This window comes from Actinophytocola gossypii (assembly GCF_025165815.1).
GTDB lineage: Bacteria > Actinomycetota > Actinomycetes > Mycobacteriales > Pseudonocardiaceae > Actinophytocola > Actinophytocola gossypii.
Map to the genome: position 1 here is coordinate 132,418 of NZ_JAFFZE010000024.1, position 20,933 is coordinate 153,350.

The window sequence follows — 20,933 nt, forward strand, 5'->3', positions numbered from 1 at the left end:
GTAGGGCAGGGTCACGCACGCAGTGCGGCCCGGGCGGCGTCCCGCGTCTGGCGCGCGTACCCGCCGCCGAACAACACGGTGTGCACCAGCAGCGGGAACAGCTGGTGCAGCGGGATCCGGGCCCGCCAGCCGTCGGCCAGCGGGGCCACCTCCTCGTACCCCGCGACCACCCGATCGAGGTGTGCACACCCGAACAGGTGAAGCATCGCGAGGTCGGTCTCCCGGTGCCCGCCGTGCGCGGCGGGGTCGATCAGCCAGGCGCCGCCGGTCGACCAGAGCACGTTGCCGCTCCACAGGTCGCCGTGCAGCCGGGCCGGGGGTTCGGCCGGCCCGGCCAGCGCGTCGACCCGCTCGCACACCTCGCCGACCACGCGCAGGTCGTGGCCATGGTCGGCGGCCGTCCGCAGGTACGGCTCGAGGCGGTGCGCGGCGTACCAGGAGGGCCAATCGGCGCCGGTCTCGTTCCGCATCGGAGCGAGCCCGATCCAGGCGTCGACCGGACCGTCCGGCGGCGGCGCCCCGAACGCCGGCGCGCCGGCGGCGTGCAGCCCGGCGAGGTCCCGGCCCAGCGCCTCGGCGCCGGTCGCCGTGGGGGAGCCGGGGGTGACGTGGTCGGCGACCAGCCACTCGTCGTCGTGCCCGCGCACCGCCGGTACCGGGACCGAGCCGGCGTCCGCGAGCCACCGCAGGCCGGTCGCCTCGGCCAGCACCGCGCTCGCGTGGTCGTGCCGCTTCGCGACCACGACCGACCCGTCCGCCAGTTCGATCCGGTGCGCCGTCCCACCGAGCGCGGCCGACGACACCGCCCGGACCCCGGTCAGCGCGGTCGCGGCCTCGGCGCCCCTCACAGGCGTTCGCGGACCCAGGCGAGCAGGCCGGGCATCGCGGCCTCGACCATGCCGAGCACCTCGACGAAGCCGTCGCCGTGGCCGTAGTAGGGGTCGGGCACGTCCAGGTCGCCGGTGGCGTCGGGGTCGAACGAGCGGAACATCCGCACCCTGTTCGGGTCATCACCCTGATGGGTGAGCAGGTCACGCAGCGCGGCCTCGTGCCCGGAGTCCATGGCGAGCAGCAGGTCGGCCGACAGGTGCTCGGCCCCCACCTGCGCGGCCACGTGCTCGGGCGCGTAGGCGTTGTCCCGGAGCGTCCGCAGCGCCCGCGGGTCCGCCGGCTCCCCGACATGCCACGGCCCGATGCCCGCGCTGGTCACCAGTACCTTGTCGGCCAGCCCCTCCCGCCGCAGATGCTCGGTGAACACCACCGCGGCCATCGGCGACCGACAGATGTTGCCCGAGCAGACGAAGCACACATGCACGTGCGCATTGTGCCTCAGGGATGCAGCCGGGCGCCCTTGACGATCTTGTCCACCGCGTTGCGCGGACCGTGCACGGCGAGGCCGACCAGGTCGAGGTCCGCGCGTCCGACCGCGCGCACGGCGGCACGGTTGTCCTGGTCGTTGCCGGTGCCGAACAGCTCCCTGGTGAAGATCGACATCGGCAGGCCGCGCGTGTCGGCGCGGGTGTGGGCCGTGGTGAGGGTCTCGGCGGTGGCCTCGAACACGAGCACGGGTTGGCCGAACATGGGCAGGTACTTGGTTCCGTCGCCGTCCTGGTAGGGCTCGCCGATCAGCTCGGGCACGGTCGCGGCGATCCCGCTGACCAGGAACGCGCACACGTTCAGCCGCTGCCAGGTGGCCAGGTCGTCCCGGATCAGCACGGCGATCTTCGTCTCGAAACGCACCTGGTCAGCGTGGTCCCGGCCACGCCACCGCGTCTTGTACGTTCTTTGCGTGGCGGTCATCAGCGCGTGGCACCCGCCGGTCGTGGGCATCCAGGAGGTGTTCCACGCCCGCTTCGCCGCGCACGCCTACCCGGCGCACACCCACGAGGCGTGGACGCTGCTGATCGTCGACGACGGGGTGGTGCGCTACGACCTGGATCGCCGGGCACACGGTGCGGAGCGCCGGGCGGTCACCCTGCTGCCGCCGGGGGTGCCGCACGACGGGCGGTCGGTGCGGCCGACCGGGTTCCGCAAGCGGGTGCTCTACCTGGACCCGCCGGTGCTCGGTGCCGGGCTCGTCGGCGCGGCGGTCGACCGCCCGAGCCTGCCGGATCCGTTGCTGCGCACCCGGATCGCTCAGCTGCACGACGCGCTGGCGGCACGCACCGAGGACCTGGAGGCGGAGAGCAGGCTGGCGTTCGTGGTCGAGCGGCTGCGCCGGCACCTGCGCCCGCGCGCCCGCGGCATCGAGCCGCGCTCCGGCCTCGCCCACGAGCTGCGCGACCTGCTCGACGCCGCGCTGCCGTCGGCCGTGCCGCTCACCGACGCCGCGCGGACGCTCGGCGCACACCCGACCTCGCTGGTCCGGGCGTTCAGCACCGAGTTCGGCATCCCGCCGCACCGGTACGTCGTCGGCAGGCGGCTCGAGCTGGCGCGCCGGCACCTGCTCGACGGCGTGCCGGTAGCGGTGGCGGCCGACCTGGCCGGTTTCGCCGACCAGGCCCACCTGACCAGGCACTTCAGCCGGCTGCTCGGGATCGGCCCGGGAGCGTACGTCAGGTCCGCCCGATGACCGACCTGCGGCACCACGGCGACGTGGACGCCGGTCCCGGCCTGGTCGACTTCGCGGTGAACGTGCGCGGCACCGGCCCGCCGCGGTGGCTCCGAGACCGCTTGGTGACCGCGCTGGACACGATCGGGCGCTACCCGTCCGCGGCGGACGACCGCGCAGCACGCGAGGCGGTCGCCGCGCGTCACGGCCGGTCGCCAGACGAGGTGCTGGTGCTGGCCGGAGCGGCGGAGGGTTTCGCACTGCTCCCGTCGCTCGCGCCGAAGCTGGCCGCAATCGTGCACCCGTCCTTCACCGAGCCCGAGGTGGCGTTGCGCCAGGCGGGCGTGCCGGTGCGCCGAGTGGTCCTGCCGGAGTACCGACTGGATCCCGCGCTGGTCCCGGACGCCGCGGATCTCGTGGTAGTGGGCAACCCGACCAACCCCACGTCGACCCTGCACCCGGCGGCGACGGTACGCGCGCTCGCCCGCCCCGGCCGGCTGCTGGTGGTCGACGAGGCGTTCATGGACGCGGTACCCGGCGAGGTCGAGTCCCTGGCGGGGACGCGGTCGCCGGACGTGGTGGTCCTGCGCAGCCTGACGAAGACCTGGGCACTGCCCGGCCTGCGGGCCGGCTACGCCCTGGGTGCCCCGACGGTACTGGCCCGACTGGCGGCGGCCCGTCCACACTGGCCGGTGGGCACGATCCAACTGGCGGCGGTGACGGCCTGCGCGGAACCCCCCGCCGTGGCCGAGGCCGAGAAGGCGGCGCAGGAGATCGCCGAGCACCGGGACGCGCTGGCGGCGTCGCTGGCCCGGCTACCCGGCGTCGAGGTGACGCTACCGGCGGCGGGACCGTTCCTGCTGCTGCGCGTGCGCGAGGGGGAGCGGGTACGCCAAGCCCTGCGGCGCCGGGGAATCGCGGTACGTCGCGGCGACACGTTCCCCGGCCTGACGAGCGACCACCTCCGCGTCGCCGTCCGGGATCCCGAGACGTGCGAGCTCCTGATCGCGGCGCTGGCCGCCGAGGTCCGCAGCTAGCCCAGTGCTGTGTCCACGATCCTCGGCCTGAGAAAGCTCACCGAGCCGACAACCCTCGGCACCGATCCCATCGCCCGCCGCGGTTCCCGTCCGCGATCCTCCTCGCGCCCCACCACGAGGCCCCCACACGAAGCGCAACCGCGCCCCAAATCCTCTTTCAACGCGCGCGCGAACACGTGAAGGGCATCCCCCACCCGCTCCGGGGGCACCCCTCAGGGCCAGTCTAGTGCCGCGTGGGGCCCGGGCGGGGTGTGCAAGATCGACATGTGGACAAGCGGGATGATTGCGGACAGCTGGGGATGGACGGTGCGTGCGGGTTCGGATGGGGACTCGGGATCGGAACGGGGGACCACGAGGTGAGGATGCGGTGACCAGGGTCGGTGACGTCGTCGAGGTGCTCGAGCGGGCGTACCCGCCGGAGCTGGCCGAGGCGTGGGACGCGGTGGGCCTCGTCTGCGGGGATCCGGACGAGGCGGTGCGCCGGATCCTCGTCTGCGTCGACCCCGTCGAGGACACTGTGGACGAGGCGATCGAGCTCGGCGCGCAGTTGGTGGTCGCGCACCATCCGCTGTTGTTGCGGGGAGTGCACGGGGTCGCGGCGGACACGCCGAAGGGGCGGCTCGTGCACCGGCTCGTTCGAGCCGGGGTCGCCCTTTTCTGCGCGCACACCAACGCCGACGCCGCCGACCCCGGGGTGTCGGACGCGCTCGCGGACGCCCTCGGGCTGACCGTCGTCGGGCCCTTGGCGCCGAACGCGGACGGGCGAACCGGGATCGGGCGGATCGCCGAGCTTTCCGTGGCCGAGCCGTTCGCGGGGTTCGTCGAGCGGGTGGCCGGGGCGCTGCCGACTACCGCCGGGGCGGTGCGTGGGGCGGGTGACCCCGCCCGTCCGATCCGGATCGTCGCCGTGTCCGGGGGTGCCGGGGACGGGTACCTCGACGCGGCCACCCGCGCGGGGGTCGACGCGTTCGTCACCGCTGACCTGCGGCATCACCCCGCCGGCGAGCACCTCGGCCGGCCGAACGCGCCGGCGCTCGTCGACGTCGCGCACTGGGCGAGTGAGTGGCCGTGGTGCGAGCAGGCGGCGGCGATCCTGCGCGACGTGCTCGGCGGTACCGTCGACATCACCGTCTCCACTCGTCGCACCGATCCCTGGACCGTCGCCGCCGGTCCGGACAACACCGGGAGGACCCAAGGGTGAAAGCCGATCCCGCAGTGCAGCGCCGCCTGCTCGAGCTCGCCGACATCGACGCCGAGCTCGCGCGGGTCGACCACCGGCGGCGCACCTTGCCCGAGCTCGACGAGATCGCCGCCGCCGAGCAGGCCGTGCGCACCAAGCGGGACGCCCAGGTCGCCACCGACACCGCCCTCGCCGACCTCGACCGCGAGGTCAAGCGCCAGGAGAAGGAGATCGACGCCGTCCGCGCCCGCGAGGACCGCGACCGCGCCCTGCTCGCCGACGGCAGCGTCTCCGCCAAGCAGCTCACCGACCTCGAGCACGAACTCGAGACCCTCAAGCGCCGGCAGTCCACGCTGGAGGACGAGCTGCTGGATATCATGGAACGCCGCGAGGCCGTCGAACTCGACTCCCAGCACGCCGGCGTCGAGCTCGCCAAGGCCGAGGAAGCGCTCGCCGACGCCGCCCGGCGCCGCGACGACGCGCTGGCCGACCTCGACACCACCCAGGCCAGGCGCGACGCCGAACGCGGCGGCCTGGTCGGCGAGTTCCCCGAGCCGCTGCTCGGACTGTACGAGCGGGTCCGGCGGAACAAGGGCATCGGCGCCGCCCTGCTGCGGGCCCGCCGCTGCGGGGCGTGCCGGATCGAACTCGACCGCAGCGCGATCTCCCGGATCTCCGGCACGGCCGCCGACGAGGTCGTCACATGCGAGGAGTGCGGCGCGATCATGGTGCGCACGGCGGAGTCGGGCCTGTGAAGGTCATCGTGGAGGCCGACGGGGGGTCGCGGGGGAACCCGGGCCCGGCCGGGTACGGGGCCGTGGTGTTCGACGCGGCCACGCGCGAGGTGCTGGTCGAGCGGGCCGAGGGGATCGGCGTCGCCACCAACAACGTCGCTGAGTACGGCGGGCTCATCGCCGGGCTCAGGGCGGCCGCGCAGCTCGGCGCGGACGACGTGCGGGTCCGGATGGACTCCAAGCTCGTCGTCGAGCAGATGGCCGGGCGGTGGAAGGTCAAGCACCCGTCACTGCAACCGCTCGCGCTCGAGGCCCAGCGGATCGCCCGTGAGTTCGGGCGGATCGGCTACGAGTGGATCCCGCGCGCGCAGAACTCGCACGCCGACCGGCTCGCCAACGAGGCCATGGACGCCCAGGCGGGAAAAGCCCCGCGGGCTGAACGGCCCGCGGCCCCCGAGACGCCGAGGTGGACCGGCGCGACCGGCACCCCGACCCGCTTCCTCCTGCTCCGCCACGGCCAGACCGAGCTGTCCGTCGAACGCCGCTACTCCGGCCGCGGCGACGTCGCGCTCACGCCGCTCGGCGAGCGGCAGGCCAAGGCCGCGGGACAGCGCATCGCGGTCACTGCCGGTGTGAGCGCCGAGACCCCGATCGTGTCGTCGCCACTCGGTCGGGCACGTCAGACCGCCGCCGCGGTGGCCGAGGCGACCGGCGGCGACGTCACCGTCCACGACGGCCTGACCGAGACCGACTTCGGCGCCTGGGAGCGGCTGACCTTCGCCGAGGCCGCCGAACGCGACGCCGACCTGCACGCCCGCTGGCTCGCCGACCACACCCTGCCCGCCCCGGACGGCGAGTCCTTCGACCAGGTGCACCGCCGGGTCCGCCGGGTCCGCGACGCGCTGATCGCCGAGCACGGTGCCGGCACGGTCATCGTGGTCAGCCACGTCACGCCGATCAAGTCGCTGCTGCGGATGGGCCTGGACGCCGGCCCGTCGCTGCTCTACCGGCTGCACCTCGACCTTGCCTCACTGTCCGTGGTCGAGTTCTACCCGGACGGGCAGGCGTCCGTCCGACTGGTGAACGACACGTCCCATCTCTGACCAAGATCAGACCATGATCGACCCGGCGGCTATCCTGGAGTCGCGGACGAGTCGGCAGGGCGGTCGCGGCGGAGAACCCGTCGAGGAAAGTCCGGACTCCGCAGGGCAGGGTGGTTGCTAACGGCAACCCGGGGCGACCCGCGGGACAGTGCCACAGAAAGCAGACCGCCTGGCGGTCACGCCAGGTAAGGGTGAAACGGTGGTGTAAGAGACCACCAGCACCCCGGGTGACCGGGGTGGCTCGGTAAACCCCACCCGGAGCAAGGTCAAGAGGGAGTCGAGAGGCTCCTGCGCAGGCGTTCGAGGGCGGCCCGTCCGAGTCTGCGGGTAGACCGCTAGAGCCCGCCGGCGACGGCGGGCCCAGATGGATGGCCGCCACCGGCGCACGCGCCGGTACAGGATCCGGCTTACACGCCGACTCGTCCGCCCCTGGAAGCGACCTTCGCCGTCCGGCGGGACCTCATTCGCAAACAAGTATTTGCGCAAATATATGTTTGCGATAGGGTGGGCTCATGACCGACTCATCCGTGGCGCCCACGCCGGAGCTCGACTCGGCCTTCGCCGCCCTCGGGGACCGCGTCCGTCGCGCGTTGGTGACCCGTCTCGCCCAGGGTGACGCCACCGTGGGCGAGCTGGCCGCCCCGTTCGACCTGACCCCACAGGCCATCTCCCACCACATCAGCGTCCTGCGCCGGTGCGGGCTGGTCGAGCAGCGCCGCGAGGGAGCCCGGCGTCCCTGTCGGCTGAGGGTGGACCAGCTGACCGCGCTCGGCACGTGGATCGACGACCAGCGACGCACCTGGAACGACCGGCTCGACGTCCTCGACCGACACCTCGCCGACGATCACACCGAAGATCACACCGAAGGAGAGAACCGTTGACCGCCACCGCACAGCTCATCGACGACGAACTGATCGCCCGACGCCGCCTCGCGGCGAGCCCGGACCGGGTCTGGGCCGCCTTCACCACCCCGGCGAGCATCGCGGCCTTCTGGGGCGGTTCGCACGCCATCGTGCGCCCCGGTTCGGTCACCGTCGACCTGCGCCCCGGCGGCGGGTTCGCCCTCGACACCGTCGCGGCGGACGGCGCCACCCACCGGCTCGCGTTCGTCTACGTGAGCATCGCCGCCCCGCGCGAGCTGGTGTTCGACGAGCCGGCCACCGGCCTCCGCACCACGGTCAGCGTGCATCCGGCCGGCGAGGGCGCGGACCTCACGGTCCACCAGCGCCTGCTCCCTCCCGGGCTCCGCACGTCCCAGGCGGCCGCCGGGCTCGCCTCGGTCCTCGACGCCCTCGCCGCACACCTGCGGGACATCGACGAAGGGTCGTGACGTTCTGAGACACCCGCTCGGCCCTGTGCCCCTGCGTCGATCGGCGCAGGGGCACGGCCAGGTGGAGCAGAGGTTTCGAAACTCGTAGTCTCAGTGGCGTCCGTCACGGCTTCGACCGAACGGGTTATCGGACATGAGTTCGAAGGCAGGTTGACCGGTGACGTCCCGTACCTACTGTGAGGACTTGCCCCGCAACCGGGTGAACCTGTCGATGCGTCCTGGACAAGTCGGGTGGTCGTGACGCATAACCGGGCCTGTTCCCCTGATGATGGGTGTGGTCAGATACGACACGCCTCGGCGTACCGGAGGGCGTGAAGGAGAGCGAATGTCGATCGACGCTGCGCCAGGCCACCACTACACATCGTGATACCAAACGTGCTCTACTCGTTGCCGAACGACCGCACACTGACGACCAGACCGACGGACAGCAGAACGGCCGCCCGGGGCGCCTGCCGCGAACACCCCGAGCACTTGGGAGAAAGACATGATCGCCAGGACCACCCTTGAGCTCGCCCAAGAGGGCCTGGGCACCGGAGGTCTCCGGACTTGGATCCTCGACAACCTGATCCCGCTGCTGCTGCTGGTGGTCGCCCTGCTGCTGCTCTGGCTCGGCGGCGGCAAGGGGGACAACGCCGGTGTCATGCGCCGACTCGGCGGAGTCGTCGTCGCCCTGGCGATCATCGGGTTGGCGGTGACCACGAACGCCGGGGAGAACATCGGCAAGTGGATAGCCGGCCTGTTCACCGGCTGAGCGACCCGTAGAGGACATCGCGTGCGCATTCGTACTGACGACGAGGTGTACCGCGTCGATGCGGTCTGGCTCGGTCCGCCCCGCGCCACCATGCCGTGGCGCGCCCGCTACGTGGCATGGGGCGTCGGCGCCGTCGTCTTCCTGGTCGTGCTCACCGTCGAGCGGCGGATCGGCATCTCGCTGTTCTGGTCGATCGCCTGGGGCATCGTGGTCACGATCCTGATCACCCGGCTGATCACCTCGAAGATCAGCCACGAGCGGCCACTCGGCGCGGCCGCCGCCATGTGGGTGCGGGAGCTGACCGCACCCCGCGAGGTCACCACCGGCTCCGGTGGCGCCGCCAGCGCCACGCGTGTCCGGGTGCGCGGCGAGCGGCCACGGCCGAGACCGAAGCAAGGTCGACAACCGAAACGGTCCACGAGCCGTCAACACAAGCACAGCAGCAAGCGCCCGGCCAGGAACAGGAGGGGTGGCGGTGTTCGGACGCCGACGCAAGCCCGCGCCTGAGCAGTCGGCCGCGCCCGGGTACCCGGTGGTCGGAACGCCCCCGGGTGGGCTGCCCCGGCCCCAGCCGCGCCCGCACGGCCGGCACGCGGCCCCCGCGCCGACGCCGGCCGACCCGCCGCCCCCGGTCCGGTCCGGCAAGCGGGACACCGCCTACCCGGCCCAGTACCGGCCGGCGGTCGCCCCCGGCCGGAACGGCAAGCGCAACCGACGGCTGCCGGGGGAGCAGTCCATTCCCACCTACACCCCGTCCATCGCGGCCAGGAGCATCGACGGCCACCTGCTGCGCAACGGGCACGACGTGTTCGCCTGGTACCGGCTCGCGCCGCAGCGCTGGTCGTTCCGCTCGGACTCCCAGCGGCAGGACCTGGTCGCCGCGATCGCCGGGCAGTACGCCGAGCTCGCCGGCCGCTGGCTGCACCTGCGGGTCACCACCCGGCCGTACCCGATCCGGATGTGGGCCGAGGCGCACGTGCACAACGCGGTCAACCGGCTCCCGGACGCCCAGGGCGCGCTGAGCTTCGACGACTACCTGATCGGCGAGCAGCAGCAGCTCCTCGGCCGGTCGATGGCCGAGAAGGAGGTCTACCTCGGCGTCCAGGTGCAGACCCGCAACATGGTCGACCGGGCGGTGGAACGCGCGGCCCCGCTGCTGCGCAAGGTCTTCCCGACCGCCGTCGACGCCGAGCTGCTGGCCATCGACTCCGAGGTCGAGCACCTCGACCAGGTGATCGGCTCCGCCGGGCTGGAGGGTCGACCGGTCACCGCCGAGGAGATGTCCTGGCTGATGCACCGGTCGTGCTCGCTCGGCCTGCCCGCGCCGCGCAACCTGCCGGCCGTGCCGGGCGCGGCGTGGGAGCCGGAGGACCTGGCGTCGTTCACCGACGCCGCCGACTTCCACCAGGAGCCCTACTCGCCGACGGTCACCGTCCGCGGCCGCACCGGCTCCAACGCCGGCATGACCCGGCACCTCGCGGTGCTCACCGTCGGCCAGATGCACGGCCTGCAGATCCCCGAGATCGACGACCCCTGGGTGCAGCACTCCGACCGGCTCGCCGCCTCCGTCGAGTGGTCCGCGCGGATCTACGTGCGCCGCCCCGAGGAGGTCCAGGGCGAGCTGGCCAGGCAGATGAACAAGGTCCGCTCCCAGGTCCGGCACTACACCGACGAGCACGAGCTGGAGCCGCCGCAGTCGCTGGCCCGCCAGGCGTCGAGGGTGCTGGAGATCGACGACGAGATGACGTCGGGCTTCACCGCGCTCGCCACCCGGGTCCGCTCCTGGTGGCGGCTCGCGGTGTCCGGCCCCACCGAGCGGGACGCGCTGCGCCTGGCCCAGCAGCTGCTGGAGCTGTACAAGCCGAAGGTCGCCATCGAGCACCCGGAGGCGCAGTACGCCCTGGCCAGGGAGTTCATCCCCGGCGAGCCGCTGTCCTCCGGCGCCTACATGCGCCGAGGCTCGGTGGTCTGGGCCGCCGCCTCGGTGCCGACCGCCACCGCCGAGGTCGGTGACCGGCGCGGCATCCTGCTCGGCGAGACCTGCACCGCGACCCGCCGCCCCGTGGCCTGGGACCCGTGGATGGCCCAGGAGATCCGCGACGGCTCCGGCCTGACGGCCATGGTCGCCGGACTGGGTGGCGGCAAGTCGTTCCTCGGCGGCGGCATCGTCTACAAGACGCTCCGCTCCGGCGCGCACTGGACGCTGCTCGACCCGTCCGGCCCGCTGTCCCGGCTCTGCGACCTGCCCGAGCTGCGGCCCTACGCCCGGCCGATCAACCTGCTCAACGCCGACCCGGGCATCCTCAACCCGTACCGGGTGGTGGCCGAGCCGCAGTTCGAGCACTTCCACGACGAGGAGGACCCGGAGCGGGCCTGGCGCCGGGAGAAGGCCCTCGCGGCCGCCACCCGCCGCCGGCTCGTGCTCGACGTGCTCACCGGCCTGCTGCCCTACGACGTGGCTCGGATGCCGCAGACCAGGATCGTGCTGCTGCGCGCGGTCCGGATGGTCGGCGGTCGGCAGGACGCCGACCCCAGCCTGGTGTTCGAGGCGCTGCGCCGCGACGCCTCCGAGCACCACGAGCACGCCGTCGTGGTCGCCGACTTCCTCGACGAGATGCGCGAGCGGATGCAGCTGCTCATCCCGGAACAGGACGCCGACCCGTACACCGACGCCCGCGACGACCGGCTCACCGTGCTCACCATGGCCGGCCTGACCCTGCCCAAGGACGGCGTCGGTCGCGAGCACTGGACCGACGCCGAGGCGCTCGGCGTGGAGATGCTGAACCTCGCCGCGTGGCTCACCCAGCGCTCCATCTACGAGCGGCCCAAGGATCTGCGCAAGGGCGTCTGGATCGACGAGGCGTTCTTCCTGTCCGAGGTGCCGACCGGCCGGGTGCTGATGAACCGGTTCGCCCGCGACTCCCGGAAGTGGAACGTCCGGGTCATGCTGTCCTCGCAGATCCCGGCGGACTTCCTGCGCATCCAGGGCTTCGTCAGCCTGCTCGACTCGGTGTTCGTCGGCCGCCTCGACGACGAGCAGGCGCAGGCCGACGCGCTGCGGCTGCTCAAGGTGCCGGTCGGCGCCGGCTACGAGCAGGTCATCGCGAGCCTCGGCCGCCGGCCGGGCGCGCACCGCGAGCCGCAGCGGGACACCTCGCCGCGCCAGTTCATCTTCGGCGACGGCGCGGGCGGCGTTGAGCGGATCCGGATCGACCTGTCCGGCCCGCACCTGGAGCACCTGCGCGCGGCCATGGACACCACGCCGGACGCGCTGCGCGACAGCACCCCCGGCGCCGTGCTCCCGGCCGACCAGCACGCCCCCGAGCTGCCCGACCCGGACGACGACGGCGGTCCACCGCGCGACGGCGGCGTGGACGACGAGTCCGGCCTGAACCCCGAGCTGGGCGAGCACGACGAGTTCGAGCTCGCGGCGGACTTCGAGCTTGGCCTCACCGACGAGGACGTGCCGGCCGACCACGTCGAACCGGGCCGCAACGGCGCCGCGGACCGGAAGCCCGCGGTCGACCAGCGCGGCAACGGCTCCGGCGGCGGCACCAGTCCGGACGGCGGGAAGGCACAGGCGGGCAAACGGGGGCGGGTCGACGCCGCATGATCACTTTCCTGGTGGTGATGACCGCCGTGCTGATCATCGCGCGGCGGTGGCGGAGTCGTTCCAGGAGTTCCACGAGTTCCACCGCCCGGTCCGGGAAGTTCGCGTCGCTGGTCGTGGTGGCCGCCGTCCTCGGTGGGAGCACGCTGCTCGGCTCGCCGGCGATGGCGCAGCCGGAGACCGACGCCAGCTGCGCGCCGTCCGCGGAGCGTCCGGGTACCGGCATGGCCGGCGCGATCGACCCGCCGCAGGGCAACGGCCTGCGCGGGGAGCCGGAGAACCCGGTGCCCTACACCAACGAGGAGTACCCGAACAGCCCGTACCGCGACTACGGCTACGCGGGCATGATCTGGCACGTCTACGACCCGAACTGCCAGCAGGCGCTGTCGGTCACCAACCCGAGCACCACGATCGACACCTGGGCCGGCAACCAGCTGTTCAACCTCGGCAAGAACATCGTCGCCGCCACCAACTCGCTGCACTACACGCTGCACGAGGGTGGCGTGCTCGGCGGGCTGAACCAGCAGATCTCCGACGCCGCGAACGCGGTGTTCGACAACGTCTACATGCAGCTGTTCAGCCTCTTCATGATCATCCTGGCGGTGCTGATGTTCCGCCAGATCTGGCGCGGCGACTTCGCCACCGTGTCCAGACGCGCGCTGTTCGCCCTCGGCGGCATGTGGCTCGCCGCGTCCACCCTGGTGCTGGTCAGCAACTACGACGCGGTCGACCGGCTGATCGTGGACACCACCACCGGCATCCAGGCCGGGTTCGAGGACCCGAACCGCGACGACGTGCAGCAGCACGTGCTGCCCAACGAGCTGCACACCAGGGTCGTCTACGAGAACTGGCTGCGCGGCGAGTTCGGCAAGCCGGACGACCCGGCGGCGCTGGAGCACGGCCGCCCGCTGCTCGAGGCGCAGGCGTGGACCCGCGACGACCTGGTCGCCGGCCGGGACGACAGCGACGAGCAGGAAGCCGCCAAACGCGCCGAGTACCAGCGGATCTACAACGAGCTAGGCTCGGCGCAGGGCTACTTCACCGGCGCCGAGGGCAGCCGCACCGGCTCCGGGTTCCTCGCCTTCTTCCAGTCGCTGGTGTACTCGTTCTTCCAGTTCATGGCCAAGCTCGCGGTGCTGCTCGCCCAGCTGCTGCTGCGGATCTTCACCCTGGCCGCGCCGGTGATCGGCCTGGTGGCGCTGATCCACCACGACATCCTGCGCAAGGTCGGCCGGGCGGTCGCCGCGGTGGTGCTGAACGTGCTGATCCTGGCCGTGCTGGCCGGCATCCACTTCAAGTTCCTGCAGATGATCTTCAGCCCGGACGTCAACCTGTCGATGCTCACCCAGATGCTGCTGGCCGGCATCGTCACCCTGGTGTTCCTGCTGGTCGGCCGGCCGATGAAGCGCATGTGGCAGATGGTCGAGCTGTCCGTCGGCGCGGTCGGTGCCTCGGTGCCCACCCCCGGCGGGCTGTTCTCCCGGTTCCGCAGGCGCAAGGGCCAGGCGGCCGAACGCGGCCCGCAGGACGAGTTCTGGGACCAGCTGCGCGACGACGAACTGGCCGGCGACACGGTCGCCACCACCGGCGGCCGGATGCGCCGCCCGCGCCCGGAGGCGACCGGCCCGGTGCAGGCCACCGCCGAGCGCATGGACACCCGGCGGCCGGCCCTGGCCGCCGGCGGGCTCGCCCTGCCGGCCGCCCGCGACGGCCTCGACCCCGACCAGGCGCTGATCGGCACCGGCCCGCCCGGCCGCAACGGCCCAGCCGGGATGCTGCCGGGCCGGGCGGCGAGCCGGGTGGCCGACACCGTGCCGGTGGCCGACCGAGGCTGGGACCGGGGCTGGGAACACGGCGAGGACGCTGTCCTGGTGCCGTCCCAGGTCCCGGGTCGCCGGGGTGAGGCGTCCGGTCGCTACGAGGAGCCCGCGCCCCCGGTCGCACCGAGGCCGACCCCCCGACCGGCGGACGTGGAGATGGTCGCCGGCCGCCCGGTGCACGTGGTGTACCGGCCGTCCCGTGGACTGGAGGTGCGCGAGCCGGCGCCACGCCGGGTGCCCCGCCAGATGCCGCTGCGGGACGGGCCGCGGGAGACCGACTCGGTGGTGAGGTGACATGCCGATCCGCACCAACCGCGGCCGGGCCGCCGTGTACCGCAAGCTGTGGGGCTGGCCGATGCGCTCGCCCACCCACCTCGTCGTCGTGCTCGTCGTGGTGGCCGTGCTGGTCATCGCGATCAGCGTGATCGTCCCGCAGGTCGTCGGCTCCGGCGCCGGGGGAACCGGCGCGGCCGGGTCCACCGGCCAGTCGACCAGCCCGTCCGGTTCGGGTCCTGGCACCACCGACGAGCAGTCCCTGCCCGGCGGTGGCGGAAGCGCGACCACCGAGCTGCCGACCAGGATCACCTCGCCCCCGCAGCGGCCGACGTCGGCGCCGGCCGAGCCGGCGGCGCTGGAGGTGGCCACCCGATGGGGTGAGGCGTGGGTCGACCACGAGGGCGTGAGCGCCGAGGAGTGGCTCGACGGGCTCCGCCCGCTGACCACCGAGGAGTACATGGTCGAGATGGAGACCGTCGACCCGAGGAACGTGCCGGCCAGCGAGGTGACCGGGGAACCGGAGCCGACCGACTCGTACACCAGCTCGGTCACGGTCAACCTGCCCACCGACGGCGGCACGCTCGCGATCACCGTGATCGACACCCCGCAGGGCTGGCGGGTGGCCTTCTACGAGCAGGTCGCCTGATGAAGGCGGCGCTGGCGGTGGGAGCGGTGGTGATGGCCGCGGTGACGGTGTTCGGCGTGACCGCGGTGACCACCGTGGTCCGCGAGGACGCCGAGCAGGACCAGGCGCGGCGGGCGAACCTGTCCTGCAACGCCTCCCTCGGCCCGGTCACCAGCGGCCCGGCCGGCAGCGGCGCGGCGGACGCGGCGAACCTGACCGAGGACCAGCGCGGGATCGTCGCCCAGATCATCCAGATCGGCAAGGAGCGGAACCTGCCGCCGCGCGCGTGGCAGGTCGCGATCCAGGCCGGCATGACCGAGTCGGGCCTGCGCCCGCTGGACTACGGGGACCGGGACTCGCTCGGCATCTTCCAGATGCGCCCGTCGATGGGCTGGGGCACGCCCGAGCAGGTGATCGACCCGACGTACGCGATCAACAAGTTCTACGACGTGCTGGAGGAGGTGCCGAACTGGGAGCAGCAGCGCCCCGGCGAGTCCGCGCAGGACGTCGAGCGCTCCGCGTTCCCCGACCGGTACCACGAGTGGGAGCCGATGGCCGCCCACCTGATCGGCAACGTCGGCCTGGTCGCCGACCCGACCGGCTGCGGGCAGGGCACCGGGGCGCTGCTCCCGCCGCCGACCGAGGCCGCGGGCGAGGCGATGCGGTTCGCGCTGGCCCAGCAGGGCAAGCCGTACCAGTGGGGCGCGCTGACCACGCACCAGAACTCCTTCGACTGTTCCAGCCTGATGCTGCAGGCCTACCGGGAGGCCGGCATCACGCTGCCGAGGGTGTCCCGCCAGCAGTACCAGGCGGGCGCGATGCTCCCGGTGGAGCAGGCCCAACCGGGTGACCTGCTGTTCTGGGCCTACGACACGAGCAACCCGGTGAACACGATCCACCACGTGGCGATGTACCTCGGCGACGGGAAGATGGTCGAGGCGCAGCAGACCGGGGTTCCGGTGCACATCCGCGAGGTGAGCTGGGACGAGTCGGGACTGGTCGCCCAGGCCGTGCGGCCGGGCGTATAGAGCTGAGGGGGCTGTTGTGACCATGTACACGCCGGAGCCGATCCAGCCGCACCTCGGGCGGCCCGCGTCCAGCGCGCCGGTGCGCGACTACCTGTCCACGCCGCACCCCGGCGTGCCGGACGGGTACGTGGTGCTGCCGAGGTCGCTGGTGGAGGCCATGCCGCTGCCCTGGCAGCAGGCGATGACGCAGATCCTGGCGGAGTTCCACCAGGCCTACGCGCACCTGAACTGGCCGGAGTACCGGGTCGTCCCGTCCCGCCGCGAACGGCTGGTGAACCTCGACGAGGACCAGCTGGCCGAGGTCGGCTACCTGGTGGAGATCGACGCGGACGGGGAGCTGGTGTACCGGGAGCGGAACGGCAGGCGGATCGCCGACCCGGAGCACACCGAGGTGCTGGTGTCCTGCCTGGACCCGATCCCGTCGCAGCACCGCAACGCCAACCAGGACACCCCGCCGCGCGGTTTCCCCACGCAGCAACGCTGGTCCTGACCTAGGCTCGAGCCATGGCCGACAGCAACCCGGACCCTGGTTGGTACTACTGCACCAAGCACGGCACGGTCGAGCACGGCGAGGTCTGCCGGGCCGCCGACCGCCTCGGCCCGTACCCGGACCGGGAGACCGCGTCGCGGGCGCTGGAGATCGCCCGCGAGCGCAGCGCGGCGTGGGACAAGGCCGAGCGGGAGTGGAACGACGACTGACGCCCGGCGCGCCGGGATAGGGTGCTGGCGTGGTGTCCCGAGCGGCCGGACCGGACTTCGGCGGGATCCGCGCCGAGTTCGAGCTGCCGGTGCGCTTCCCGGAGTCCGTGCTGGACGAGGCCGCCCGCGCGGTCGCCGCCGGCCCGCTGGGGGACCGCGTCGACGCGACCGACCTGCCGCTGGTGACCGTCGACCCACCGGGCGCGAAGGACCTCGACCAGGCGATGCTCGTCACCCGTTCCGGTGACGAGTTCGTGGTGCACTACGCGATCGCCGATCTCGGCGCGTTCGTGCCGCCCGGTGGCGCGCTGGACCGGGAGGTCCGCCGGCGCGGCCAGACGCTGTACCTGCCGGACGGGAACGTGCCGCTGCACCCGACCGTGCTCTCCGAGGGCGCCGCGAGCCTGCTGCCCGACCAGGTGCGCCCGGCCGCGCTGTGGACCCTGCGCTGCTCGGCCGACGGCGAGCTGACGTCGGCGCACGTGCGGCGCGCGCTGGTGCGGTCGCGGGAACGCCTGGACTACGAGACCGTGCGGGCCATGGTCGACGGCGGCACGGTGCACCCGTCGCTGGCGGCGCTGCCCGCGCTCGGGCGGCTGCGCCGGGAGCACGCGGTGGCCCGCGGCGCGGTGGAGCTGGCGCTGCCGGACCAGGAGGTCGAGCCGGACGGCCGGGGCGGCTGGCGGCTGACGCTGCGCCCGCGGTCCGAGGTGGACGCCTGGAACGCGGAGGTCTCGCTGCTGACCGGCATGGCGGCCGCGTCGATGATGCTCTCCGCCGGGGTCGGCGTGCTGCGGACGCTGCCGGCCGCCCAGGACGGCGCGGTGCGGTGGCTGCGGCGCTCGGCCCACTCGCTGGGGATCGAGTGGCCGAGGTCGGTGGACGTGGCGGAGCTGCTCAGCGGGCTGGACCCGTCGCGGCCGGAGGCGCTCGCGCTGTTCATGGACGCGACCAGGCTGCTGCGCGGCGCGGCGTACACGGCGTTCGACGGCGCCGAGCCGGAGTTGTCGACGCACGCGGGCCTGGCGGCGGAGTACGCGCACGTGACCGCGCCGCTGCGGCGGCTGGTGGACCGGTACGGCACCGAGGTGTGCCTGGCGCTGTGCGCGGACGAGCCGGTGCCGGCGTGGGTGCGGGAGGCGTTGCCGGAGCTGCCGGGCGTGATGGCGGCCTCGGACGCGCTGGCCGGGCGGGTCGAGCGGGCGTGCCTGGACCAGGTGGAGGCGTGGGTCCTCGCGGAGCGGGTCGGGCAGGAGTTCGACGCGGTGGTGCTTCGTGCGGAGGGTGCGTCGGCGGAGGTGTTCGTGCCGGACCCGCCGGTGATCGCGAAGTGCGCCAACGAGGACCCGGTTGGCGACCTCCCTGACGACCTCCCGGAAGGCGGGACCGTTCGGGTGCGGTTGGTGCGGGCGGACGCGAAGGCACGCAAGGTGACCTTCGAACGGGTGAAGGAGGCTTCGTTTCGTGAGTGACGTCGTGGGTGTGCTCGGCGGAACCGGACCGCAGGGCCGGGGCCTGGCCCTGCGCTGGGCGAAGGCCGGCATCGAGGTGATCATCGGCTCGCGCAGTGCCGAGCGCGCCGAGTCGGCGGCGGCGGAGCTGCGCACCGAGGCCGGGGTGTCGTCGGTCCGCGGCCTGGCGAACGCCGACTGCGCCGCGAAGGCCGACATCGTCCTGGTCGCCGTTCCGTGGGAGGGCCACGGCGACCTGCTCACGTCCCTGCGCGAGCCGCTCGCCGGCAAGATCGTCATCGACTGCGTGAACCCGCTCGGCTTCGACAAGCAGGGCCCCTACGCGCTCCCGGTCGAGGAGGGGAGTGCCGCCCAGCAGGCGGAGAAGCTGCTCCCCGACTCCCGGGTGACCGCGGCGTTCCACCACGTCTCCGCCGTCCACCTGGCCGACCAGACCATCGCCGAGATGACCACCGACGTCCTCGTCCTCGGCGACGACCGCGAGGCGACCGACCAGGTCCGGGCCCTCGCCGACGCGATCCCCGGCATGCGCGGCGTGTACGGCGGCCGGCTGCGCAACTCCCACCAGGTCGAGGCCCTCACCGCGAACCTGATCGCGATCAACCGGCGGTACAAGGCGCACGCCGGCATCCGGGTCACCGACATCTAGCCGTCATGGGTGTTCTCGACGGCAAGGCCGTGGTCGTCACCGGTGCCGGTCGCGGTCTCGGCCGGGCGTCCGCGCTGCACGCCGCCGCGCACGGCGCCGCGGTGGTCGTGAACGACGTCGACGGGGAGCCCGCCGACGAGGTGGTCTCGCTGATCGAGGACTCCGGTGGTCGGGCGGTGACCAGCGTCGGTTCGGTCGCCGATCCCGACCAGGCGCACGCGGCCGTCGAGCGCTGCCTGGCCGCGTTCGGCCGGATCGACGGTCTGGTCAACAACGCCGGCGTGCGCTACCAGGCCCCGGTGTGGGAGGACACCCCGGACCGGATGCGCGCGTTGATCGAGGTCAACGTTCTGGGCGCGCTGTACTGCGGGTCCGCCGCCGCCAGGGCCATGCGTGACCGGGGCACGGGGTCGATCGTGAACATGGCCTCACTGGCGACGGTCGGCCAGCCCACCGCGGCGACCTATTCCGCGTCCAAGGGCGCGGTGTCCTCGACGACCGTGGCGTGGGCGTGGGAACTGGGCGAGCACGGCGTGCGGGTGAACGGGCTGTTCCCGTTGGCGCACACGCGAATGGCGCTGACCGACACGAAGTCGGCGGCGCCCGCCGACGAAACCCCCGAGCGGATCGCGCCGATCGTGACGTACCTGCTCAGCGACCTCTCCTCGGCCGTGACCGGCCAGCTGATCCGCTTCACCGCCAACAAGATCCACATCGTGCGGCAGCTGTCGGCCAAGGACCCCGTCCTGCGCAACGACGGCTGGGACGTCGAGGACATCGCCGAGGTGTTCGACGACCAGCTGCTCGCCGTCCTCGACAGGCCGACGCGCGCGACGGTCGACCCCCCGCCGCGCGACGAGGGCTGACCGGTGACCGAACCCACGGCCCTGCCACCCGGCGCGCACCGCTGGTCCGAGGCCGAGCGCGCACTGGCCGTCGACGTCCTTGCCGGGCGGACCGTCGTGGTCAACGTGCGCAAGGGCGGTCCGCACCGGCGGCTCGTGCCGTGGCTGGTCGAGGCGGGTCTGCTCACCTACGTCGGTCATGCCGGCCCTCGGCACGCCTGGCCGGAGTCCGACTTCGCCAACCCGTTCGTCGGCATGCGCGCCGACCGCCAGGAGATGGTTCGCCGCTACCGGGACTGGCTCGCCGCCCGCCCGGCCCTGCTCGACCGCGTCCCCGAGCTGGCCGGGCGCGCGCTCGGCTGCTGGTGCGCCCCGGAACCCTGCCACGCGGACGTCCTGGCCGAACTGGCCTAGCCTGGACACGTGATCGTCGACGACCTGGGGGAGCCCGTTCCCGTCGCCGCGTCGCCGGAGCGGGTGGTGAGCCTGGTTCCGTCCCTCACCGACGCGATCGAGACCAGCCGGCCCGGTCTGCTCGTCGGCGCTACCGACTACTGCACGCACCCGCCGTCGCTCGACGTCACCCGGGTCGGTGGCTCGAAGTACCCGCGCGTGGACGACGTGCTGACGCTGCGGCCGGACCTCGTCGTCGCCAACGCCGAGGAGAACCGGCCGGAGGACGTGGAACGGCTCCGCGCCGACGGGATCCCCGTGTGGGTGACCACGGCCGCGGCCACCGTCCCCGAGGGGCTCGGCTCGGTCCGCCGTCTGCTCACCCAGGGCCTGTCCATCGCCGAACCCCAGTGGCTCGTCGAGGCCGAGGACGTCTGGCGGGACGTCCCGCCCGTGCGCGCGACCGCGATCGTGCCGGTCTGGCGGCGGCCGTGGGTGGTCGTCGGCCGGGACACCTTCGCCGGGGACGTGCTCCGCCGCCTCGGCGTCGCCAACGCCTACGCCGGCGACCGGGACCGGTACCCGCGCCCGAAGCTGGACGCCCTGCGCGCCAGGCTCGACGACGGCGAGGCGGATCTCGTCGTGCTGCCGGACGAGCCGTACGAGTTCACCGCCACCGACGGCCCGGAGGCGTTTCCCGGCGCCCGCTGCGCGCTCGTCGTCGGACGCTATCTGACCTGGTGCGGGCCGTCCCTGGTCGAGGCGCACGCCGCGCTCACCGACGCCCTGGTGGATTAGACCAATACTTTCGGAGGTCTAGACCAGTTCGG

The 20,933-nt window shown here is 73.1% G+C and carries 23 protein-coding genes and 1 other RNA gene; 21 read left to right on the forward strand and 3 right to left on the reverse strand.

Annotated elements, in window-relative coordinates; translation table 11 throughout:
• Positions 1-11: 11 nt before the first annotated feature.
• The 3 genes from JT362_RS30130 to JT362_RS30140 are packed head-to-tail and all read right to left on the reverse strand — an operon-like array spanning position 12 to position 1,740.
• Positions 12-848, reverse strand: coding sequence for a fructosamine kinase family protein (locus JT362_RS30130; protein ID WP_375546581.1), 837 nt, complete (start codon positions 846-848; stop codon positions 12-14).
• Complete coding sequence (locus JT362_RS30135) at positions 845-1,315, reverse strand: low molecular weight protein-tyrosine-phosphatase (RefSeq protein ID WP_260195221.1); 471 nt, start codon at positions 1,313-1,315, stop codon at positions 845-847. The genes JT362_RS30130 and JT362_RS30135 overlap by 4 nt, the downstream gene beginning before the upstream one ends.
• Positions 1,316-1,329: 14 nt before the next feature.
• Positions 1,330-1,740, reverse strand: a complete 411-nt coding sequence (locus tag JT362_RS30140; RefSeq protein ID WP_260195222.1) for a DUF2000 domain-containing protein — start codon at positions 1,738-1,740, stop codon at positions 1,330-1,332.
• Between the two features lie 49 nt (positions 1,741-1,789).
• Between JT362_RS30140 and JT362_RS30145 the strand changes: the two genes are divergently transcribed.
• The 21 genes from JT362_RS30145 to JT362_RS30245 all read left to right on the forward strand — a co-directional run bounded on the left by JT362_RS30145 (position 1,790) and on the right by JT362_RS30245 (position 20,901).
• Positions 1,790-2,572 carry an AraC family transcriptional regulator gene (locus tag JT362_RS30145; protein WP_260195223.1) on the forward strand — a complete coding sequence of 261 codons (783 nt, stop codon included), beginning with the start codon at positions 1,790-1,792 and terminating at the stop codon, positions 2,570-2,572.
• Positions 2,569-3,588 carry an Rv2231c family histidinol phosphate aminotransferase CobC gene (gene cobC, locus JT362_RS30150; RefSeq protein ID WP_260195224.1) on the forward strand — a complete coding sequence of 340 codons (1,020 nt, stop codon included), beginning with the start codon at positions 2,569-2,571 and terminating at the stop codon, positions 3,586-3,588. Before JT362_RS30145 ends, cobC begins: the two co-directional genes overlap by 4 nt.
• Positions 3,589-3,955: 367 nt before the next feature.
• Positions 3,956-4,789: a Nif3-like dinuclear metal center hexameric protein gene (locus tag JT362_RS30155; protein WP_260195225.1), complete on the forward strand. Its 834-nt coding sequence runs from the start codon at positions 3,956-3,958 to the stop codon at positions 4,787-4,789.
• Complete coding sequence (locus JT362_RS30160) at positions 4,786-5,523, forward strand: zinc ribbon domain-containing protein (RefSeq protein WP_260195226.1); 738 nt, start codon at positions 4,786-4,788, stop codon at positions 5,521-5,523. The genes JT362_RS30155 and JT362_RS30160 overlap by 4 nt, the downstream gene beginning before the upstream one ends.
• On the forward strand, positions 5,472-6,605 hold the full coding sequence (locus JT362_RS30165) for a bifunctional RNase H/acid phosphatase (RefSeq protein WP_260195227.1): 1,134 nt from the start codon (positions 5,472-5,474) through the stop codon (positions 6,603-6,605). The genes JT362_RS30160 and JT362_RS30165 overlap by 52 nt, the downstream gene beginning before the upstream one ends.
• A gap of 47 nt (positions 6,606-6,652) precedes the next feature.
• Positions 6,653-7,031, forward strand: an RNA gene (gene rnpB, locus JT362_RS30170) — RNase P RNA component class A.
• Positions 7,032-7,117: 86 nt separating this feature from the next.
• Entirely contained in the window at positions 7,118-7,486 is a 369-nt protein-coding gene (locus JT362_RS30175; RefSeq protein WP_260195228.1) for an ArsR/SmtB family transcription factor, read from the forward strand.
• Complete coding sequence (locus tag JT362_RS30180; RefSeq protein ID WP_260195229.1) at positions 7,483-7,935, forward strand: SRPBCC family protein; 453 nt, start codon at positions 7,483-7,485, stop codon at positions 7,933-7,935. The genes JT362_RS30175 and JT362_RS30180 overlap by 4 nt, the downstream gene beginning before the upstream one ends.
• A gap of 484 nt (positions 7,936-8,419) precedes the next feature.
• A complete protein-coding gene (locus JT362_RS30185; protein WP_260195230.1) occupies positions 8,420-8,686 on the forward strand; it encodes a hypothetical protein in 267 nt (88 codons plus the stop codon).
• A 21-nt stretch (positions 8,687-8,707) separates the two neighbouring features.
• Complete coding sequence (locus tag JT362_RS30190) at positions 8,708-9,193, forward strand: hypothetical protein (RefSeq protein ID WP_260195231.1); 486 nt, start codon at positions 8,708-8,710, stop codon at positions 9,191-9,193.
• Between the two features lie 211 nt (positions 9,194-9,404).
• Positions 9,405-12,299, forward strand: a complete 2,895-nt coding sequence (locus JT362_RS30195; RefSeq protein WP_260195267.1) for an ATP-binding protein — start codon at positions 9,405-9,407, stop codon at positions 12,297-12,299.
• Positions 12,296-14,410, forward strand: coding sequence for a magnesium transporter (locus tag JT362_RS30200; protein WP_260195232.1), 2,115 nt, complete (start codon positions 12,296-12,298; stop codon positions 14,408-14,410). Before JT362_RS30195 ends, JT362_RS30200 begins: the two co-directional genes overlap by 4 nt.
• Position 14,411: 1 nt before the next feature.
• Positions 14,412-15,038 carry a hypothetical protein gene (locus JT362_RS30205; protein WP_260195233.1) on the forward strand — a complete coding sequence of 209 codons (627 nt, stop codon included), beginning with the start codon at positions 14,412-14,414 and terminating at the stop codon, positions 15,036-15,038.
• Positions 15,038-16,045: a C40 family peptidase gene (locus JT362_RS30210; protein WP_260195234.1), complete on the forward strand. Its 1,008-nt coding sequence runs from the start codon at positions 15,038-15,040 to the stop codon at positions 16,043-16,045. The genes JT362_RS30205 and JT362_RS30210 overlap by 1 nt, the downstream gene beginning before the upstream one ends.
• A 22-nt stretch (positions 16,046-16,067) precedes the next feature.
• A complete protein-coding gene (locus JT362_RS30215) occupies positions 16,068-16,535 on the forward strand; it encodes a hypothetical protein (protein ID WP_260195268.1) in 468 nt (155 codons plus the stop codon).
• Between the two features lie 14 nt (positions 16,536-16,549).
• Positions 16,550-16,744 carry a hypothetical protein gene (locus JT362_RS30220; protein WP_260195235.1) on the forward strand — a complete coding sequence of 65 codons (195 nt, stop codon included), beginning with the start codon at positions 16,550-16,552 and terminating at the stop codon, positions 16,742-16,744.
• 29 nt (positions 16,745-16,773) lie between these two features.
• Complete coding sequence (locus JT362_RS30225; protein ID WP_260195236.1) at positions 16,774-18,216, forward strand: RNB domain-containing ribonuclease; 1,443 nt, start codon at positions 16,774-16,776, stop codon at positions 18,214-18,216.
• Positions 18,209-18,865 carry an NADPH-dependent F420 reductase gene (gene npdG / locus JT362_RS30230; RefSeq protein WP_260195237.1) on the forward strand — a complete coding sequence of 219 codons (657 nt, stop codon included), beginning with the start codon at positions 18,209-18,211 and terminating at the stop codon, positions 18,863-18,865. Before JT362_RS30225 ends, npdG begins: the two co-directional genes overlap by 8 nt.
• A 5-nt stretch (positions 18,866-18,870) precedes the next feature.
• Entirely contained in the window at positions 18,871-19,731 is an 861-nt protein-coding gene (locus JT362_RS30235) for an SDR family NAD(P)-dependent oxidoreductase (RefSeq protein ID WP_260195238.1), read from the forward strand.
• A gap of 3 nt (positions 19,732-19,734) precedes the next feature.
• The gene (locus JT362_RS30240; RefSeq protein ID WP_260195239.1) at positions 19,735-20,124 is read left to right on the forward strand and encodes a DUF4326 domain-containing protein; all 390 of its coding nucleotides are present in this window, start codon (positions 19,735-19,737) and stop codon (positions 20,122-20,124) included.
• Positions 20,125-20,136: 12 nt separating this feature from the next.
• Positions 20,137-20,901, forward strand: coding sequence for a helical backbone metal receptor (locus tag JT362_RS30245; RefSeq protein WP_260195269.1), 765 nt, complete (start codon positions 20,137-20,139; stop codon positions 20,899-20,901).
• Positions 20,902-20,933 lie beyond the last annotated feature (32 nt).

Bases quoted from the DNA above. Each gene is read 5' to 3' on its own strand.
- cobC (WP_260195224.1), top strand. From the start codon at position 2,569: ATGACCGACCTGCGGCACCACGGCGACGTGGACGCCGGTCCCGGCCTG.
- JT362_RS30165 (WP_260195227.1), top strand. From the start codon at position 5,472: ATGCGAGGAGTGCGGCGCGATCATGGTGCGCACGGCGGAGTCGGGCCT.
- JT362_RS30175 (WP_260195228.1), top strand. From the start codon at position 7,118: ATGACCGACTCATCCGTGGCGCCCACGCCGGAGCTCGACTCGGCCTTC.
- JT362_RS30185 (WP_260195230.1), top strand. From the start codon at position 8,420: ATGATCGCCAGGACCACCCTTGAGCTCGCCCAAGAGGGCCTGGGCACC.
- JT362_RS30200 (WP_260195232.1), top strand. From the start codon at position 12,296: ATGATCACTTTCCTGGTGGTGATGACCGCCGTGCTGATCATCGCGCGG.
- JT362_RS30205 (WP_260195233.1), top strand. From the start codon at position 14,412: ATGCCGATCCGCACCAACCGCGGCCGGGCCGCCGTGTACCGCAAGCTG.
- JT362_RS30210 (WP_260195234.1), top strand. From the start codon at position 15,038: ATGAAGGCGGCGCTGGCGGTGGGAGCGGTGGTGATGGCCGCGGTGACG.
- JT362_RS30215 (WP_260195268.1), top strand. From the start codon at position 16,068: ATGTACACGCCGGAGCCGATCCAGCCGCACCTCGGGCGGCCCGCGTCC.
- JT362_RS30220 (WP_260195235.1), top strand. From the start codon at position 16,550: ATGGCCGACAGCAACCCGGACCCTGGTTGGTACTACTGCACCAAGCAC.
- JT362_RS30235 (WP_260195238.1), top strand. From the start codon at position 18,871: ATGGGTGTTCTCGACGGCAAGGCCGTGGTCGTCACCGGTGCCGGTCGC.